Raw genomic sequence first — 16974 nt, forward strand, 5'->3', positions numbered from 1 at the left:
CCTTTTTCTCGGGGCGACTTGTGCGCCTGGTTTTTGGTGACCGTCGAAGCGAACCGTGTGGCTCACCGCGTCGGTGGAGTGGCTTCTATGCCCGGCTTCGGATTCGGTCAACAGGCTTTTTGCATTTTTATTGCGCTTTGTCTGAAACCCGCAGAAAACTGCCATTTACGCGGCATCAACACGTCACTGTCATAGGGGGTGCATGACCGAATCAGCCGCCGAATCGCCGAATCAGGGCCGGGAATCGCTCCGAAATCAGGTCCGCAGCGCGGTGATCTGGCGTTCGGGCACCCAGATTCTGGGGCAGATCATCGCCTGGGCATCCACCTTTCTCGTGATTCGCCTGCTCGACCCCAGCGATTACGGCCTGTTCGCAATGACTCAGGTGATTCTCGTGCTGCTCAACCTGCTCAATGGCTATGGTCTGGCGAGCGGGCTGATCCAGAAGCCCGAGGTCGACGATCGGGCGATCCGTCAACTCTTCGGGATGTTGCTGCTGCTCAACCTCACGCTCGGCGCGCTGCAGTTCCTGCTCGCCCCGCTCGCCGCCGCTTATTATCGCCAGCCGATGGTCGCCGATCTGCTGCGGGTTCAGGCGCTGCTCTATATAGCGACCCCGTTCATCGCCTTCCCTTATGCGCTGCTCGCGCGGGCGATGGATTTCCGCAAACAGGCTCAGGTCAATCTGGTCTCTGCGGTGGCGGGCGCAGTGGCCGCGGTCGCGGGCGCCTATGCGGGCCTGGGGGTGTGGACGCTCGTGCTCGCGCCGCTCGTGCTGTTCGGCATCCGCGCGATCGGCATGACCTGGGCGGCGGGATCGCTGATGTGGCCCAGCTTCGATTTTCGCGGCGCGGGAGACATGGCACGATTCGGCGGCCTGATCGCGACGGGGCAGATGTTCTGGTTCCTGCAAAGCCAGTCCGATGTGTTCATCGCCGGGCGCAGCTTCGATCCGCACTGGCTTGGCATCTATACGACCAGCCTGTTCCTCACCCAGATCCTCGTCTCGAAATTCATCCCCGCGCTCAACGAAGTCGCCTTTTCCGCCTATGCGCGGATGCAGGACGATGCGGCGGGGACCGCCATCGCCTTTGCGCGGTCGGTGCGGCTCATCATGGTCGTGGCGATGCCCTTCTATCTCGGACTTGCGGCGACGGCGGAGCCGCTCGTCCATGTCGCTCTGGGCGAAAAGTGGATCGCGGCGGGGCCGATCGTCCATATCCTCGCCCTCGCCATGCCGTTCATGACGCTGCAGGTGCTGTTCGCTCCGGCGACCGACGCGCGCGGGCGGCCGGGCCTCGGCGCACAGAACGCGGCGATCGGTGCGCTGCTGCTTCCCGCCGCATTTCTGATCGGTGTGCAATGGGGAGTAAACGGCCTCGCCTGGGCGTGGGTCGCGATCTGGCCGGTGTTCCTGCTGTTCACCGCGGCGCGCAGCCTTCCCGTGATCGGCCTGTCCTGGCGCGACTGGATCGGCGCGGTCATGCCGCCCGTGGTCGCCGCCATTGCGATGGCGCTCGTCGTCGCGCTGGTCGATCGCGCGCTACCGGCGCTCGCGCCCTTCCCGCATCTGCTGTCGCTCACCGCAGCGGGCGCCGCTGTCTATGGCGCATGGCTCTGGTTCTTCGCGCGCGCGACGGTTGAGGACGCGATCGCGATGATTCGGCGGTGATCTCGTTTTTGTAAGGCAGCACCGGCCCGCTCCCCCACCCGGCCACCCATATCATGCTATCGCTGGGTGGCCGGGTGGCGGAGCGGGCCGGTGCCGCAACCGCAAACAAACTACGCCGTCTGGATATAGGCGCGCATCTGGTTCGCCTCCGCCTCGATCCGCTCGATCCGGTATTTGACGAGATCGCCGATCGACACAAAGCCGAGCATCGCGCCATTCTCCACCACCGGAAGGTGGCGGATCCGCCGCTGGGTCATCAGCGACAGCGCCGCCATCACCGGCTCGTCGCGTGTCACCGTGATCGCGGGCGCGGTCATCACCATCCGCACCTGGGTATCGAGCGCCGCGGGTCCGTCACGCTCCAGGCAATGGATCACGTCGCGTTCGGAAAAGATGCCCGCAACCACCCCGCCCTCGATCACCGGCACCGCGCCGATGCGCTTTTCCGCAAGCAGGCGGACGGCGTCGCGCACCGTCGTATCGCCTGCGATCGAGATGACATCCTGCCCCTTCCCGCCCAGGATCGCCGCGATGGTCATCGCCAGTCTCCTTTGTCCTGTTGAGGCGGTTGAGACTCCCACGATTCGTCCCCAAATGGAAGAGCATGAAGCCGAACCTCGACAATCCCGATTATGCCCGCCTCGCCTGGGGCCGCTATCGCCGCATCTTCGGCATCGTCGCGGCGGCGGCGCTGGCATCGGCGGTGATCGCCGTCGTCACGCTCTATGTCGCGATCGGCGAGTTCCAGCTCCACGCCTCCATCGCGATGGCGATCGGTATCGGACTGTCGGTGCTGCTCGGCGGCGCGCTGATGGGGCTGGTGTTCCTCAGCTCCGGCACCGGGCATGACGAACGCGCCCGCGACGCAACCGAGAAAAAGTCGGATTAGCGCCCCCGGATCGGAGCGGGCAGCGTCACTCGGTAGCGTAGCGTCTGCGATCCGTTCGCCGGGACCGTCACTGCCCACAGATTACGCCCGTCCTTCTTGCCCAGCCTGGCGCTCGCCTTGCCCATCAGCGGCGGGTCGATGTCGAAATCGCCCTCGAACCGCACCGGAAAGGGGTTGGCATTGCGGACGGTCAGTTCGAAATCGTGGCGGGTCTCGTCATGCTGGGTCTTGTTCTGCTCGACCGTCACATTGGCCGTCGCATCGAACTTGATCTCGACATCCTCGCCGATCGCCTTGTCGTCGGTCGAGGATTCGTCGATCAGCAGCGGTCGCGCACCCTGGCTCTCGAACAGCGCCACGGGCCCGGCAGGAAGCGGCAGCCCCAGCCCGTCGCTGGTCTTGTTCACCGCGCGGACGACGATCTGCGGCGCGCCCGCACCATAAAAGCCGATCTGCGACTCATAGACGATGCGCACCGGCACCGCGTCCTTGGCCAGCATCGCCACCTGCTTCTGCGATTTGGCCGCCACGGTCGTGCGGTCGGGGATGCGATAGGCTTTGAGGTCGCCGAGATCCTCCTGCTCCGCCATCCGCACGCGCGCTCCGGTGACGACGATCGCATCGGCCGCGGGCGGCGCCATCGCTGCGGGGGGCGGCGGGGGAGCCGGCGGTGGCGGGGGCGGCGGCGGGGGTACAAGGCCACCGCCTTCCGGCAGATAGCACAGGAATTCGAATTCGTCGGTCGTTTCGAACGGATTGCGCGTGCGGCCCGTGGTGCGGTTGACCTTGCCCGCCACCACCATCGTCTCAGCATCGACAAAGCTGGTCATGTCCGTGCTGGCCAGCGTGACCCAGGCGAACAGGTCCGCGGTGCGCGCGCCCGCCGCCGTGCCGCCGCCATCGCGCCCATTATCCCGCAACGTCGCGACATAGTTGGCCTGCCAGTCGAACCCCCAGGCAAGATAGGACAGCGTGATCGTCGCCGTCCCCGCCTGTGGCGATACGGTCTCGACCGACAGGGTCGGCCGGGCCGACAGGCCGGGCGGCACGCCATCATAGCTGATCGCGTCTTCGGTCGGGCCGCAATTCAGGACTTCGATCCCGCGCTCGGTCTCGACGATCGCGGCGCCGTCCGGGCCGGAGCGGATGATCGCCCGTTCCTCGACCGTCTTGCCGTCGCGCGTCCGCCGCAGCGTGACCGGGCGCGCATAGCCGCGATTGTACAGGCTGATCGCCGACAGCAGGTCGCCGTCGAGATTCTTCTCGCGCACCCCCGCTGGCAGGCCGGTCACGATCGCGCTCTCGGGCAATATCCCCGACGCGACCCCCTCGAAGCGGATTACCGCCCTCCCCTGTGGAATTTTCACCGTGCGCGTTTCGGTAATCAGCGCATAGCCGCCCAGATAGGACAGGCTGATCTTGGCATCCGAGCCGCGCCCCGGCGCGCGATAGATGGTGACCGCCACCGCGTCGGGCCCGGCAGAAGTCTGCACCTCCTGTGCGTGCGCCCCGCCCGCCCCGGCAAGCGCGGCGAGGATCAGCGCAAGGACGGGCAGCCGCACCGGCCGCAGGCTGGAGCTGGAGCTGGAGCTGGATTCAACTGCGCTGAATCGCGGGACCAGCCTGCTCCCCCACCCGGCCACCCATTGAAGGTAGCTTGTGGGTGGCCGGGTGGGGGAGCGGGCTGGTGCCGCAACGATCCAGTGCATCCGGATCGAACTCTAATAGCGGGTTTCGAAGGTCGCGGTGACGCTTGCCTCGCCATTGGCGGGGACGCTCACCTTCCACAGCGCCTCGTCGGCGTTGACGCGCTCGCTTGCCTGGCTCTCGTCGAGGATGCGCGTATCCTTCCACCAGCTGTCCAGCCCGCCCTGCGACAGTTCGACCACCACCGCTTCGGGCCGCGCATTGGTCAGCGTATAGACCATCGTCGTGCGCCATTTGCTGCTGCTCACCCGCTCGCGCGTCTGGACCACGGCCTTGACCTTCACGTCGAACGCCTCGCCGGTCTTGATCGCGATGCGCGATCCCATCGGGGTGTGGGGAATCGCATTTTCGCCGATGAATTGCGGCGCGCCGCGTGCGTCGCGCATATAGATGCGCACGGTTCCGGCGGGCAGCGCATCGCCCAGCCCGCCCTCCGCCGAGGACGAGAAGCGCAGCACCGTGTCGACGCTACGCGCCTGATCCTGCCGCCCGAGCCAGGGATTCTTGTACGCATAGGCCTTGGCGGCTGGCGCGCCCGCAACGTCGAGGAAGCTCACCTGTTTCTGCTGGCGCTCCGCAATCGTGACGCGGCCAGCGATCGGATAGACATAGAAGTCGCCGATCCGTTCGCGCCCGGCCGTCTCGGTTCCCGGCACCATCGCCGACGACGCCCCCCTGCTCCCGCCGCCGACCGCGCCCGCCACCAGCAAGGTGTTGGCGTTGCTATAGGTCGTCCCGCTGCGATTGGTGAGCGTCAGCCAGCCCTGAACATCGATCTTGCCCGCCTTCTCGTCGAACAGCGCGACATAGTCGGACTTCCAGCCCATCCCATAAGTGAGGTAGCTGAGCGTCACCGGTCGCGATCCCGTCGCATCGGCGTCGAGCGTCACCGACAGCGTCGGCCGCGCGCGGAGCGAAGGCGGCAGCGACGGGAAGATCACCCGATCGTCCTTGCCCAGCACCTCGATCCGCCCGCCGATCTCGACGACCGTCCCGTCATTATAGGCAAGCACTTTGGCGGGCAGGCTCTGACCGTTGCGGACGACCGTGACCGACTGGCCCACGGCCTTTTCCATCAGCGATTCAGGGGTCAGCAGGTCGAAATCGAAATTCTGCTCGACAATGGTCGCGCCGGGCGCGGCGATCGTCACCGTTTCGGGGCGGATCTGGCCCGAGACATCGGGGAAATCCTGTTTCGATTTGCCCGCAGGCAGGCGCATCTCACGCTTGTCCTGAACCAGCGCCAGATTGTTGTTATAGATGGTGACCGACACGTCGCCCTGCGCCGACTGGGCCAGGGCGGACGTCGCCAGCATCGGTCCTGCCAGCATCGATCCCGAGAGCGCGGCTCCAGCCGCAAGAGCCAAGGTCAACCGCCGCATCGCACTCCCCTTCGATCTGGTGCGTGCAGCATCCCCACCCGACCTGCGATGTCAACGGTCAAGACGGCCGGGAAACGAAAAGGCCGACCCGTAAGCTACGGGCCGGCCTCATTTTCTTGGCAATCGCGCCCGCTTACTCGGCGGCGGCGGCCTCGCCTTCGTCTTTCTTCACGCGGCGGCGGCGCGGCTTGGCTTCGACCACCTCGCCCTCGACGCCGAGCGCGGGGGGCAGCACAGCGGCGATATCGCCGCCGTCGCCGGTTTCGACCTCTTCGCGACGCGGGCGACCGCGGCGCGGGCGGCGTGGCGCCTCGTCCTCATTGGCAGCGACGGGAGCCTCGCCCGGGTCGTTCTGCACCGCCTCCTTCTGCACCGCACGATCGTCGCTGCGGCTGGACCGATCCTCACCGCGAGGCCGTCGTTCGTCGCTACGCGAACGGCCCTGATCGTTGCGCGGCTGGCGTTCACGGCGATTATCCTGATCGCGGTCGCGTCCACGCTGGCGGTCGTTCCGTTCGGAACGGTCATCGCCCTCTTCGCCGGACTCGCCCTCGTTCGCACGGGCGGCATCGTCGTTGTTGTCGTAATCCTCGTCATCGCCGTCGAACTCTTCGCGCTGGCGACGCTGTTGCGGATTCTGCTCCTCGAACCGCGATCGGGTTTCGGCCAGCACGCGGAAATAATGATCGGCGAACTGAAGATAATATTCGGTGTTCACCCGGTCGCCCGCCATCTGGGCGTCGCGCGCGAGATTCTTGTATTTTTCCAGCAGCTGCGCGGCATTGCCACGGGCGCGGTTATCGATACGGTTGCCCTGGTTCGGGTTGCCGCCGCCCTGCTGGCGCTGGCCTCCACGACCGCGACGGCGACCGTTGTTCGCCTGACGATTGTTTATCAACGTCTGTGTGTCCTGTCCTTACTCATCCGCCATCGGTCAAAACAGCGATCCCGGAAGCGTGTTACACCGCGCGCCGCGCCGGTTCTTTGAACCGGAACGGCTCCCCGCATGGCTGCCGGACAATCAGCAGCGCGCATGCCTTGATTTGGGTCGGCGAGCCTTTTCAACGATTTAGGTTGCAGGTGCCTTCCCCGGGCATATCCTTAGCCCGCGCGGCAACAATCTCCAAGCCCTATATTGGGTCAGCGCACCGATAGTTCAACGTTGCGGCTTTTTCGCCGCAATCGCGCGCGGTCTCCCGCCGAGGTCGTGGTGGAGGATCGGAGTGAGTTCTGCGTCACGCATCAACCGTGTCACGGCCTCGCTTTGCGTCCAGCCGATCTCGACCACTGCAATCCCGCCCGGTGCGAGTAAGCGGGGGAGGTGGGGGATGATCCGGCGATAATCGTCCAGACCATCGGCGCCCGCGAACAGTGCAGACGGCGGCTCATGGTCGCGCACCTCCGGCCCCAGCTCCTCGCTGGTGCCGATGTAAGGCGGGTTGCACAGGATCAGGTCGAACTGCCCGGCAAGACCATCGGCCCAGTCGCCCCGCCGCAGCGCGACGCGTCCCGCCATATCAAGCGCCTCTGCATTGCGCCGGGCATAGTCTAGCGCGGTCTCGGACGCGTCCACACCGACCCCCTGCGCGTCGGGCCACTCCGCAAGCGCCGCCAGCAACAGCGTGCCCGGCCCCGTCCCAAGGTCCAGCACCCGCCCCGGCCCCGCCGTTCCGGCGAAATGCGCCACCGCCGCCTCGATCAGCGTCTCGCTGTCCGCACGCGGCACCAGCGCGCCCGGCCCGACGCCAATCTCGATCGTCCAGAAGCCGCGCGACCCGGTGATGTACGCGACCGGTTCGTGGTTCAGCCGCCGCGCAACCAGCGCGTCGAAGCTCGCGGGGGCGGGACCGTTCAGGTGCTTGAGCAGCAGGTCCTGAAGCGACACGCCGAGCGCATGGGCCATGAGCAACTCGGCATCGAGGCGCGGCGTGGCGGAGGCGATGCGCGCTGCGGCATCGGCGATCGCTGCCCTGACAGTCATAAGCCCCTCCCCTTCAGGGGAGGGGTTGGGGGTGGGGCCTCGGTGTCTCACCGAGACCGACGCGCCAAGAGGATGGGCCCCACCCCAACCCCTCCCCTAAAGGGGAGGGGCTTGAAGGTGGCACCCTCACCCATCCAGTGCCGCCAGCCGCTCCGCCTCATCCTCGGCGATCAGCGCGCCGATCAGCTCGTCCATCTGCCCTTCCAGGATTTCGGGCAGGCGGTGCAGCGTCAGGTTGATGCGGTGATCGGTCACGCGGCCCTGCGGGAAATTATAGGTGCGGATGCGTTCGGAGCGGTCGCCCGATCCGACCATCGACTTGCGCGCGCCCGAACGCTCGCTCGCCAGCCGCTCGCGCTCCAGCTCGTACAGCCGCGTACGCAGCACCTGCATCGCCTTGTCGCGATTCTTGTGCTGGCTGCGCTGGTCCTGCTGGATCACGACGAGACCGGTCGGGATATGGGTCAGCCGCACCGCCGAATCGGTGGTGTTGACGTGCTGCCCGCCCGCACCCGACGCGCGATAGATGTCGATGCGCAGATCCTCGTTGCGGATCTCGACATCGACCTCCTCGGCCTCGGGCAGTACCGCCACCGTCGCGGCGCTGGTGTGGATGCGCCCGCCGCTCTCGGTCACCGGCACGCGCTGGACGCGGTGGACGCCGCTTTCGAACTTGAGCCTGGCGAACACGCCCTTGCCCGCGACGCTGGCGACGACCTCCTTATAGCCCCCGGCTTCGGAGGTGTTGGCGGAGATCATCTCGACCTTCCACCCCTGCGCCTCGGCATATTTGGTGTACATGCGCAGCAGGTCGCCCGCGAACAGCCCGGCCTCGTCCCCTCCCGTCCCGGCACGGATTTCGAGCATCGCCGCGCGCTCGTCCGCTGCGTCGCGGGGCAGCAGCGAAAGGGCCAGCGCATGTTCGGCCTGCTCCAGCGCCGCCTCGTTCGCGCGCAGCTCCTCGCCTGCCATCGCGCGCAATTCGGGATCGGCCTCGCGGGTCATCGCGGTCAGGCTCATCGCCTCGGCGCGCAGCCGCCGTACCTCGCCAGCCGCCGCCGCGACCGGCTCCAGCTCGGCATATTCCTTGGACACCGCGACGAACTTGTCGGACGGCAGATCGCCGGTCGCCATCATCGCCGACAGCTCATCCCGCCGCGCCTCGATCTGCGCGATCCGTTCGGGGGAGATGCGGGTCACGGCGCGCGACCGATGCCGTCAAGGCCGCCTGCCAAAACGCTCAGATAGTCCCACCCCGTCTTGCCCTCAGCGGCTTCGAGGTCACTGAGCTTGCGTTTCACCTGTGTGCCGGTGCGAAGGCTACGCACGACGAGTTCTTCGACGGCCAGTTCGTCCTCACCCACGATGACGGCGAAACGCGTTCCAGCCGCGTCGGCGCGCTGCATCCGCTTTTTGAGATTGCCGCGAAACGCCATATCGCAAATCTGACCGCTGCGCCGGAAGCGCGCGACCAAAGCGGTGCACAGCTGTTCGGCGGCGCTGCCAACGGGAATAACCGTGATGAGCGGCGTCTGAACTGCGGGCTCCTCCAGCAACATCCCCAACCGCTCGATCCCGGCGGCCCAGCCCACACCCGGCGTCTCCGGCCCGCCCAGATTGCCGATCAGCCCGTCATAGCGCCCGCCAGCCAACACGGTCCCCTGCGCGCCCAGCCGGTCGGTGACGAATTCGAACGCGGTGTGGCGGTAATAATCGAGCCCGCGCACCAGCCGCGCATTGCGCGTCCAGGCGACGCCCGCCGCGTCCAGCCCGCTGGTCACCGCCTCGAAAAACGCCCGCGCTTCGTCGGTCAGATAGGCGTCGATATCCGGGGCCGAATCCGCAATCGGCCGGTCGCGCGGGTCCTTCGAATCCAGAATCCGCATCGGATTCTTTTCGAGCCGGGTCAGGCTGTCCTCGGACAGCTCCCCGCGATGCGCCTCGAAATGCGCGACCAAAGCCGCGCGCCACGCCTCGCGCGTCTCGGCATCGCCCAGCGTGTTGAGCTGCAGCGTCACACCGTCGGCGATCCCCAGCTCCTTCAAAAGCTGGTCGGCAAAGGTCAGCAATTCCACATCGGCCTGTGGCTCCGCCGCGCCGATGATCTCCGCATCGATCTGGTGGAACTGGCGATAGCGCCCCTTTTGCGGGCGCTCATAGCGGAACACCGGGCCGTGCGTGGTCAGCTTGAGCGGCGCGAACTGCTGCCACCCCTCGGTGATATACGCGCGGCAAATCCCCGCGGTGAACTCCGGCCGCAGCGTCAGCAGGTCGTCGCCGCGATCGGGGAAGGTGTACATCTCCTTCGACACCACGTCCGACGTCTCGCCCATCGACCGCGCGAACACCGCGGTGGATTCGAACACCGGCACCTGGACCTGCTGGAAGCAATAAAGCCGCCGCACCTGCTCGAACGCCTCGACCACGCGGGCGAAGCGGCGCTGTTCGTCGCCGAAGATGTCCTGCGTGCCACGCACGCGGCGGGGGGTTTCTATCCGTGCCATTTGGGGCGGCTATCTATTGGCAGCGCGGCCGGAACGCCAGAGGCGGTTTCGCGCCCCCCGCCAATCCACTATAGGCCCGCGCCATGACCTCCACCCCCAAGACCTATCACGTCAAATCCTTCGGCTGTCAGATGAACGTCTATGACGGCGAGCGCATGGCCGAGCTGATGGCGGCGCAGGGCATGACCGCCGCTGCCGATGCCGACAGCGCCGACCTGATCGTCCTCAACACCTGCCACATCCGCGAAAAGGCGACCGAGAAGGTCTATTCGGACATCGGCCGCGTCCGCAAAAACGCCCGCCTCGCCGATCGTGCCGCCCCGATGATCGCCGTCGCCGGCTGCGTCGCGCAGGCCGAGGGGGAGGAGATCGCGCACCGCGCCAAGGTCGACATCGTCGTCGGCCCACAGGCCTATCACAACCTCCCCGACTTGGTCGCCCAAGCCTCGGCACAGGGCCGCGCGACCGACACCGACATGCCGGCAATCGCCAAGTTCGGCGCCCTCCCCGCCCGCCGCAAGACCGGCCCGACCGCGTTCCTGACGGTGCAGGAAGGGTGCGACAAATTCTGCACCTATTGCGTCGTCCCCTATACGCGCGGCGCCGAGGTCAGCCGTCCGTTCGCGGCGATCGTCGATGAAGCCAAGTCGCTGGTCGACGCCGGCGCGCGGGAGATCACCTTGCTCGGCCAGAACGTCAACGCATGGGACGATGACGCCGGCACCGGCCTCCACGGCCTGATCGCCGCGCTCGACAAAATTCCGGGGCTGGCCCGAATCCGCTACACCACCAGCCATCCCAACGACATGAAGGAAGGGCTGATCCGCGCCCATGCCGAGGTCGAGAAGCTGATGCCCTTCCTCCACCTCCCCGTTCAGGCAGGCAATGACCGCATCCTGAAAGCCATGAACCGCAGCCACAGCCGCGATTCGTATCTCCGCATCCTCGACCGCGTCCGCGCCGCGCGGCCCGACATCGCGCTGTCGGGCGACTTCATCGTCGGCTTTCCCGGCGAGACCGAGGCGGAGTTCCGCGATACGCTGAGCCTGGTCGACGCGGTCGGCTATGCCCAGTGTTTCAGCTTCAAATATTCCCCCCGGCCCGGCACCCCGGCGGCGGAGATGGACGGCGCGGTGCCGGAGGAAGTCATGGACGACCGCCTCCAGCGCCTCCAGGCCGCGCTCAACCGCGATCAGGCCGCGTTCAACGCCGCCAGCGTGGGCAAGACCTGCCCGGTGCTGATCGAGCGCAAGGGAAAGCTGCCGGGACAGATGCTCGGCAAATCCCCCTGGCTGCAATCGGTCCATCTGACGACCGATGCGGCGATCGGCGACCTGATCGACGTCGAAATCGTCCGCGCCGACCCCAATTCGCTGGCCGGCGTCGCGGCCTGACGCCTGCGCACGACCTCCGAAATGGTACAAATCATGTCCATTTCGGAGACAAACTCCGTCGGACAGCGCATTTGTCGCGTATCTCGACTCCGCCGCAAACGGAGCCCGCCATGCGCCTCACCTTCACCTGCCAAAGCTGCGGGAGCAAGCACGTCACGCGCGATGCCTGGGCCGAATGGAGCGAGGAGCGCCAGAAATGGGTGCTCAACGCGGTGTTCGACTATGCGTTCTGCCACAGCTGCGCAAAGCCGACCCAGCTCGTCGAGGATAGCATTGCGGAGCCATAGCCCTGCAGGGCAGCCGCGCCGGTTCGATGCTGCAATGCGGCAAGGCGAAAGGTTACGACGCCGATCCGCATTTCCCCTTGATTGCGCATTTCAGCAGGATGTCCTTAGCTTGCCTCGCCCGCATCGTGCGCGACTCTCATGGTGGCGGGCGCGTTCATCGTCACGGCTGGGGAACTGCCGCATGTCCTACTGCACCGCCCCGTCAAAGGCCGGTTTTCATGGGTGAATACGGGTTTCCCCTGTCGCTGCCGTCGTCGCAAGAAGCGTGCGCGGTCATCGGCGACGCATTTCACCTGCGCACCGCATCGGGCGAAGAACGGGTGCTGCTGCTGGAGGAAGTCAAGGCAGAGCGCCCGCGCGCGACCTCCACCGCATGGCGTATGCCCTATTCGATGTTCTTTCGCGGCCCGGCGGGCGATCGGCTGCCCCAGGGGATCTACACCGTCGTCCATCCCGGTTTCGGGCGGCTGTGGCTCTATCTCGTCCCCCGTAGCCGCGAGCCGCGCAATGGCGCAGTGCGCTACGAAGCGGTGTTCGATTGAGCGCGCGCTAGAGTCTTTTTTAGTTAGGCGGCACCGGCCCGCTCCCCCACCCGGCCACCCATTGAGTGTACCTTGTGGGTGGCCGGGTGCGGGTAGCCCCGCAAAGTGCTACTTTGCGGGGACCCCGTGGGGGAGCGGGCCAGTGCCGATTCAGCTCTGCTGAAAACGACTCTACTTCCTGAACAGCCTTCCGATCACGCTGCGGTCCTTCAGGATTTCGCGCGCCGCATTATGTCCCGGCGCCCCGGTCACCCCGCCGCCCGGATGCGTACCCGCGCCGCACAGATACAGGCCGCCGATCGGCGCGCGATAATCGCCATGCCCCAGCACCGGCCGCGCCGCCCACAGCTGATCGAGCGACATGCGACCGTGAAAGATATCGCCGCCGATCAGGCCGAATTTGCGCTCCAGATCGGTGGGGGAATGGATCTGCCGGGCGATGATCGACGCGCGAAAATTGGGGGCATGAGCGGTCACGGTGTCGATGATGTCGTCCGCTGCTGCCTCACGCTCGTCGTCCCAGCTGCGGCCATTGGGCAAAGTCGGGGCGAAATGCTGGCAGAACAGGCTGGCGACATGCGCGCCCGGCGGGGCCAGGCTATCGTCCACCGTTGAGGGGATCGTCATCTCCACCACCGGCGCGTTCGACCAGCCATAGCGAACCGCATCCTCATGCGCCTTGTCCATATAATCCATGGTCGGGGCGATGATGATGCCGCTACGGTGATGCTCTTCATCCTTGCCGGGCAGCACGTTGAAATCGGGCAAGGCGGACAACGCGACATTCATCCGGAAACTGCCCGATCCGGTCTTGAACCCGGCGATCCGCTTGCGGAAATCAGCGTCGAGGTCGGACGGATCGACCAGCTGGCGGAACAGCAATGCCGGGCCGACATTGGCGACGACGGTCCGCGCCGCGATCTCCTCCCCGCTCGCCAGCCGGACGCCAGCGGCACGCCTCCCGTCGACGAGCAGCCGTTCGACCGGAGCCTCCAGCCGGATCACCGCTCCGGCCTCGCGCGCCGCCTGCGCCATCATCGCGGTGATAGCGCCCATCCCTCCGACCGGATGGCCCCACGCCCCCTTCTTGCCGTTCACCTCGCCCAACACATGGTGCAGCAGGACATAGGCGGAGCCCGGCGCCGACGGACCGGCATAATTGCCGACCACCGAATCGAAGGCGAACGCCGCCTTGACGTGGTCATTCTCGAACCAGCCGTCCAGAAACTCGCGCGCCGACTGGACGAACAGGGCGAGGGCGTCGCGCTGCGCCGCGATCGGCAGCGCCCCGACCGCCCGGCCCTGCGCCGCCGCCGCCAGCAATGCGGCGATCCCGCCGCCGGCATTTGGCGGGGTCTTGAGCGCCATGCTCCGCAACAGGTCCGCGACCTGCTCCAGCGCCGCCTCATAGCCGTCGAGCGCCGCCGCATCCCTTGCCGAGAAGCGCGCGAGCTCCGCCCGTGTCCGCTCCGCCCCGCCGCCGAGCTTGAGATAATCATTTTCGAGCGGGAAGAAGTTTGAGACCGGCCGCTCGATCACCCGATAACCGCGGCGCTCCAGCTTCATGTCGGCGATGACTTTGGGCTGGAGCAGGCTGACCGTGTAGCTGGCGGCAGAGTTGCGGAAGCCGGGATGGAATTCCTCGGTCACCGCCGCTCCCCCGACGACGTCGCGCCGTTCGACCACGCAGACCTTCAGTCCGGCCCGGGCAAGGTAGAAGGCGCAGGTGAGGCCGTTATGCCCCGCGCCGATGACGACCGCGTCGAACCGCGCGGTCATGCCTTCAGGCGCCGCCCATGCCAGGCGACATGGTCGGCCATGAAGGTCGAGATGAAATAATAGCTATGGTCATAGCCGGGCTGCATCCGCAGCGTGAGGTCGATCCCGGCCTCGCGGCACGCCTCGGCCAGCAATTCGGGCTTCAGCTGATCGGTCAGGAAGGGATCGGCATCGCCCACATCGACCAGCAGCTCGGCGACGCGGTTGCCATCGGCGATCAGCGCGCAGGCGTCATAGGGACGCCAATCCTCTCGGTTATCGCCCAGATAGCCGCTCAGCGCCTTCTCGCCCCAGGGGCAGTGAAGCGGCGCGGCGATCGGCGCGAAGGCGCTGACGGATCGAAACCGGTCGGGGTTGCGCAAGCCGATGGTCAGCGCGCCATGCCCGCCCATCGAATGGCCGGTAATCCCCTGACGCGACAGGTCCGCCATCGCGAATTCACGCAGGATCAGCGCGGGCAGTTCGTCCTCGACATAGGACCGCATCCGGTAATGCGTCGCCCATGGCTCCTGCGTCGCATCGACATAGAAACCAGCGCCCTTGCCGAAATCATAGGCGTCGTCGTCCGGCACATCCTCGCCGCGCGGCGATGTGTCCGGCGCGATGAAGATCACGCCCTGTTCGGCGCAGGCTTGCCGATACTCGCCCTTCTCGGTCACATTGGCATGGGTGCAGGTAAGCCCCGACAGATACCACAGCACCGGCAGCCGCGCGCCTTCGGCATGGTCGGGAACGAAGACCGAGAAGGTCATCGGCGTGCCGGTCACGGCGGAGGCGTGGCGATACACGCCCTGCACCCCGCCATGCGCCCGATTGGTCGATACCGTCTCGATCGTCATCGCGTCCTCCGTTTCAGCTCGCCTTGGGCACGCGATACATTGCGCACACCTTGTTCCCCGCCGGATCGCGCAGATAGGCTAGGTACAGCGCGCCGAACGCGTTCTCGCGGATTCCCGGCGGGTCCTCGATCGCGGTGCCGCCATGGGCGAGACCGGCGGCGTGCCAGGCATCGACCATCTCCGGGCTGTCCGCCGCAAACCCGATCGTTCCGCCATTGGCGTGACAGGCCGGCTGGCCGTCGATCGGCTTGCTCAGCATGAAGATGCCACCATTGTGCATGTAGAAGGCGCGGCCCTTGGGATCGACGCTTCCGGCGCGCGCGCCAAGCGTGCCGAGCGTCGCATCATAGAATGCCTTGGACGCCGCGATGTCGTTGGCGCCGAGCATGACGTGACTGAACATCAAGGCTTACTCCGGCAATTGGCAAAAGGCGCAGATCTTGTTCCCGTCCGGGTCGCGCAGATAGGCGCCATAGGCGTTGCCCGGCGCCTTGGGTCGATGGCCCGGCGCGCCCTCGTCGCTGCCACCATGGGCGACGCCCGCGGCGTGGAAGGCATCGACCGCCGCCTTGTCCTTCGCGGCAAAGCCGATCGTGCCGCCATTGCCATGCTGCGCCGGGTTGCCGTCCGCCGGCTTGCCGACACCGAAGGCGCCATGTTCGCCGCGATAGAAGATGCGCGTTCCGGTATCGAACCCCGGCGGATAGCCCAGCGCGCCGAGCACGCCATCGTAAAAGGTCTTGGCCTTGGCCGGATCGTTGGTGCCGACCATCAAGTGCGTGAACATGGCTTCACTCCCTCCCTCAATAGACGACGACGCTGCGGATCGACTCGCCCGCGTGCATCAGGTCGAACCCCTTGTTGATCTCCTCCAGGCTCAGAACATGCGTGATCATCGGGTCGATCTCGATCTTCCCGTTCATATACCAGTCGACGATCTTCGGAACGTCGGTCCGGCCCTTCGCCCCGCCGAATGCGGTGCCTTTCCACACACGCCCCGTGACCAGCTGGAAGGGCCGGGTCGCGATCTCCTTGCCCGCCTCGGCCACGCCGATGATGATCGATTCGCCCCAGCCGCGGTGGCAGCATTCCAGCGCGGTACGCATCACCTCGGTATTGCCGGTCGCGTCGAAGCTGTAATCGGCGCCGCCATCGGTGATCGCGACGATCTGCGCGACGGTCTCCTCGCGGCTCAGCCCCTTGCTGTTGATGAAGTGGGTCATGCCGAACCGGCGGCCCCATTCCTCGCGATCGGGGTTGATGTCGATGCCGACGATCTTGTCGGCGCCGACCATCTTCGCGCCCTGGATCACGTTGAGCCCGATGCCGCCGAGACCGAAGACGACGACCGTCTCGCCGACCTTGACCTTCGCCGTGTTGACCACCGCGCCGACCCCGGTGGTCACGCCGCAGCCGACATAGCAGCTGGTTTTGAACGGCGCGTCCTCGCGGATTTTCGCGACCGCGATCTCGGGCAGGACGGTGAAGTTCGAGAAGGTCGAACAGCCCATATAGTGGAAGATCGGCTGACCCTTGTAGGAAAAGCGCGTCGTTCCGTCGGGCATCAGCCCCTTGCCCTGCGTCGCGCGGATCGCGGTGCACAGGTTCGTCTTGCCCGACAGGCACGACTTACACTGGCGGCATTCCGGCGTGTAGAGCGGGATGACATGATCGCCCGGCTTCACGCTGGTAACCCCCGCGCCCACCTCGCGCACCACGCCCGCGCCCTCATGCCCCAGCACGCTGGGGAAAATCCCCTCGCTGTCGAACCCGTCCAGCGTATAGGCATCAGTGTGGCAGATGCCTGTCGCCATGATCTCGACCAGAACCTCGCCTGCCTTGGGGCCTTCAAGGTCCAGTTCGACGATCTCCAGCGGCGTCTTGGCTTCGAACGCGACGGCGGCACGGGTCTTCATGCGGGTCTCCCTTGGAATGCGCCCCTCATGGCGCAGCGCCGCGCGCGATTCCAGTCCCGCGCGCCGCAAAGGCGGTTGCCCT

The 16974-nt window shown here is 66.4% G+C and carries 17 protein-coding genes; 5 read left to right on the forward strand and 12 right to left on the reverse strand.

Annotated elements, in window-relative coordinates; translation table 11 throughout:
- Positions 1 to 202 precede the first annotated feature (202 nt).
- Positions 203 to 1672 carry a lipopolysaccharide biosynthesis protein gene (locus FPZ54_RS12045; RefSeq protein ID WP_145847523.1) on the forward strand — a complete coding sequence of 490 codons (1470 nt, stop codon included), beginning with the start codon at positions 203 to 205 and terminating at the stop codon, positions 1670 to 1672.
- A gap of 110 nt (positions 1673 to 1782) precedes the next feature.
- Here the strand turns inward: FPZ54_RS12045 and FPZ54_RS12050 are convergent, their stop codons facing one another.
- A complete protein-coding gene (locus FPZ54_RS12050) occupies positions 1783 to 2211 on the reverse strand; it encodes a CBS domain-containing protein (RefSeq protein ID WP_145847526.1) in 429 nt (142 codons plus the stop codon).
- A 65-nt stretch (positions 2212 to 2276) separates the two neighbouring features.
- On the opposite strand from FPZ54_RS12050, the gene FPZ54_RS12055 reads away from it, so the two are divergent.
- Positions 2277 to 2561: a hypothetical protein gene (locus FPZ54_RS12055; protein ID WP_145847527.1), complete on the forward strand. Its 285-nt coding sequence runs from the start codon at positions 2277 to 2279 to the stop codon at positions 2559 to 2561.
- Here the strand turns inward: FPZ54_RS12055 and FPZ54_RS19880 are convergent.
- The 6 genes from FPZ54_RS19880 to hisS all read right to left on the reverse strand — a co-directional run bounded on the left by FPZ54_RS19880 (position 2558) and on the right by hisS (position 10135).
- Positions 2558 to 4123: a DUF4139 domain-containing protein gene (locus tag FPZ54_RS19880; RefSeq protein WP_186456749.1), complete on the reverse strand. Its 1566-nt coding sequence runs from the start codon at positions 4121 to 4123 to the stop codon at positions 2558 to 2560. The genes FPZ54_RS12055 and FPZ54_RS19880 overlap by 4 nt on opposite strands.
- A 159-nt stretch (positions 4124 to 4282) precedes the next feature.
- Positions 4283 to 5650, reverse strand: coding sequence for a DUF4139 domain-containing protein (locus FPZ54_RS12065; protein ID WP_422396531.1), 1368 nt, complete (start codon positions 5648 to 5650; stop codon positions 4283 to 4285).
- A gap of 133 nt (positions 5651 to 5783) precedes the next feature.
- Positions 5784 to 6548, reverse strand: a complete 765-nt coding sequence (locus FPZ54_RS12070; RefSeq protein WP_239019558.1) for a DUF4167 domain-containing protein — start codon at positions 6546 to 6548, stop codon at positions 5784 to 5786.
- Between the two features lie 258 nt (positions 6549 to 6806).
- Entirely contained in the window at positions 6807 to 7631 is an 825-nt protein-coding gene (gene prmC, locus FPZ54_RS12075; protein WP_145847529.1) for a peptide chain release factor N(5)-glutamine methyltransferase, read from the reverse strand.
- A gap of 126 nt (positions 7632 to 7757) precedes the next feature.
- The gene (prfA, locus tag FPZ54_RS12080; protein WP_145847531.1) at positions 7758 to 8831 is read right to left on the reverse strand and encodes a peptide chain release factor 1; all 1074 of its coding nucleotides are present in this window, start codon (positions 8829 to 8831) and stop codon (positions 7758 to 7760) included.
- Positions 8828 to 10135 (reverse strand): histidine--tRNA ligase, encoded by a 1308-nt coding sequence (gene hisS / locus FPZ54_RS12085; protein ID WP_145847532.1) that lies wholly within the window; start codon positions 10133 to 10135, stop codon positions 8828 to 8830. The genes prfA and hisS overlap by 4 nt, the downstream gene beginning before the upstream one ends.
- Positions 10136 to 10218: 83 nt before the next feature.
- Between hisS and miaB the strand changes: the two genes are divergently transcribed.
- The 3 genes from miaB (at position 10219) to FPZ54_RS12095 (ending at position 12358) form a co-directional block, all read left to right on the forward strand.
- Complete coding sequence (gene miaB, locus FPZ54_RS12090; protein WP_145847534.1) at positions 10219 to 11529, forward strand: tRNA (N6-isopentenyl adenosine(37)-C2)-methylthiotransferase MiaB; 1311 nt, start codon at positions 10219 to 10221, stop codon at positions 11527 to 11529.
- A 110-nt stretch (positions 11530 to 11639) separates the two neighbouring features.
- A complete protein-coding gene (locus tag FPZ54_RS19885) occupies positions 11640 to 11816 on the forward strand; it encodes a hypothetical protein (protein WP_186456750.1) in 177 nt (58 codons plus the stop codon).
- Between the two features lie 218 nt (positions 11817 to 12034).
- The gene (locus tag FPZ54_RS12095; protein WP_145847535.1) at positions 12035 to 12358 is read left to right on the forward strand and encodes a DUF6916 family protein; all 324 of its coding nucleotides are present in this window, start codon (positions 12035 to 12037) and stop codon (positions 12356 to 12358) included.
- A gap of 171 nt (positions 12359 to 12529) precedes the next feature.
- On the opposite strand, the gene FPZ54_RS12100 is transcribed toward FPZ54_RS12095, so the two are convergent.
- Genes FPZ54_RS12100 through FPZ54_RS12120 form a run of 5 tightly spaced genes read right to left on the reverse strand, consistent with a single transcriptional unit; the run spans position 12530 to position 16892 of the window.
- Positions 12530 to 14137, reverse strand: coding sequence for a phytoene desaturase family protein (locus tag FPZ54_RS12100; protein WP_145847538.1), 1608 nt, complete (start codon positions 14135 to 14137; stop codon positions 12530 to 12532).
- Entirely contained in the window at positions 14134 to 14976 is an 843-nt protein-coding gene (gene fghA, locus FPZ54_RS12105) for an S-formylglutathione hydrolase (RefSeq protein ID WP_145847540.1), read from the reverse strand. The genes FPZ54_RS12100 and fghA overlap by 4 nt, the downstream gene beginning before the upstream one ends.
- 13 nt (positions 14977 to 14989) lie before the next feature.
- Positions 14990 to 15379 (reverse strand): VOC family protein, encoded by a 390-nt coding sequence (locus FPZ54_RS12110; protein ID WP_145847541.1) that lies wholly within the window; start codon positions 15377 to 15379, stop codon positions 14990 to 14992.
- Positions 15380 to 15385: 6 nt separating this feature from the next.
- The gene (locus tag FPZ54_RS12115; RefSeq protein ID WP_145847543.1) at positions 15386 to 15763 is read right to left on the reverse strand and encodes a VOC family protein; all 378 of its coding nucleotides are present in this window, start codon (positions 15761 to 15763) and stop codon (positions 15386 to 15388) included.
- Between the two features lie 16 nt (positions 15764 to 15779).
- A complete protein-coding gene (locus tag FPZ54_RS12120) occupies positions 15780 to 16892 on the reverse strand; it encodes an S-(hydroxymethyl)glutathione dehydrogenase/class III alcohol dehydrogenase (protein ID WP_145847546.1) in 1113 nt (370 codons plus the stop codon).
- Between the last annotated feature and the right edge of the window lie 82 nt (positions 16893 to 16974).

The organism is Sphingomonas suaedae, from assembly GCF_007833215.1.
Lineage (GTDB): Bacteria > Pseudomonadota > Alphaproteobacteria > Sphingomonadales > Sphingomonadaceae > Sphingomonas > Sphingomonas suaedae.

Coding starts and splice junctions, on each gene's coding strand:
- FPZ54_RS12045 (WP_145847523.1), top strand. CDS start 203: ATGACCGAATCAGCCGCCGAATCGCCGAATCAGGGCCGGGAATCGCTC.
- FPZ54_RS12050 (WP_145847526.1), bottom strand. CDS start 2,211: ATGACCATCGCGGCGATCCTGGGCGGGAAGGGGCAGGATGTCATCTCG.
- FPZ54_RS12055 (WP_145847527.1), top strand. CDS start 2,277: ATGAAGCCGAACCTCGACAATCCCGATTATGCCCGCCTCGCCTGGGGC.
- FPZ54_RS12065 (WP_422396531.1), bottom strand. CDS start 5,650: ATGCGGCGGTTGACCTTGGCTCTTGCGGCTGGAGCCGCGCTCTCGGGA.
- prmC (WP_145847529.1), bottom strand. CDS start 7,631: ATGACTGTCAGGGCAGCGATCGCCGATGCCGCAGCGCGCATCGCCTCC.
- hisS (WP_145847532.1), bottom strand. CDS start 10,135: ATGGCACGGATAGAAACCCCCCGCCGCGTGCGTGGCACGCAGGACATC.
- miaB (WP_145847534.1), top strand. CDS start 10,219: ATGACCTCCACCCCCAAGACCTATCACGTCAAATCCTTCGGCTGTCAG.
- FPZ54_RS19885 (WP_186456750.1), top strand. CDS start 11,640: ATGCGCCTCACCTTCACCTGCCAAAGCTGCGGGAGCAAGCACGTCACG.
- FPZ54_RS12095 (WP_145847535.1), top strand. CDS start 12,035: ATGGGTGAATACGGGTTTCCCCTGTCGCTGCCGTCGTCGCAAGAAGCG.
- FPZ54_RS12100 (WP_145847538.1), bottom strand. CDS start 14,137: ATGACCGCGCGGTTCGACGCGGTCGTCATCGGCGCGGGGCATAACGGC.
- fghA (WP_145847540.1), bottom strand. CDS start 14,976: ATGACGATCGAGACGGTATCGACCAATCGGGCGCATGGCGGGGTGCAG.
- FPZ54_RS12110 (WP_145847541.1), bottom strand. CDS start 15,379: ATGTTCAGTCACGTCATGCTCGGCGCCAACGACATCGCGGCGTCCAAG.
- FPZ54_RS12115 (WP_145847543.1), bottom strand. CDS start 15,763: ATGTTCACGCACTTGATGGTCGGCACCAACGATCCGGCCAAGGCCAAG.
- FPZ54_RS12120 (WP_145847546.1), bottom strand. CDS start 16,892: ATGAAGACCCGTGCCGCCGTCGCGTTCGAAGCCAAGACGCCGCTGGAG.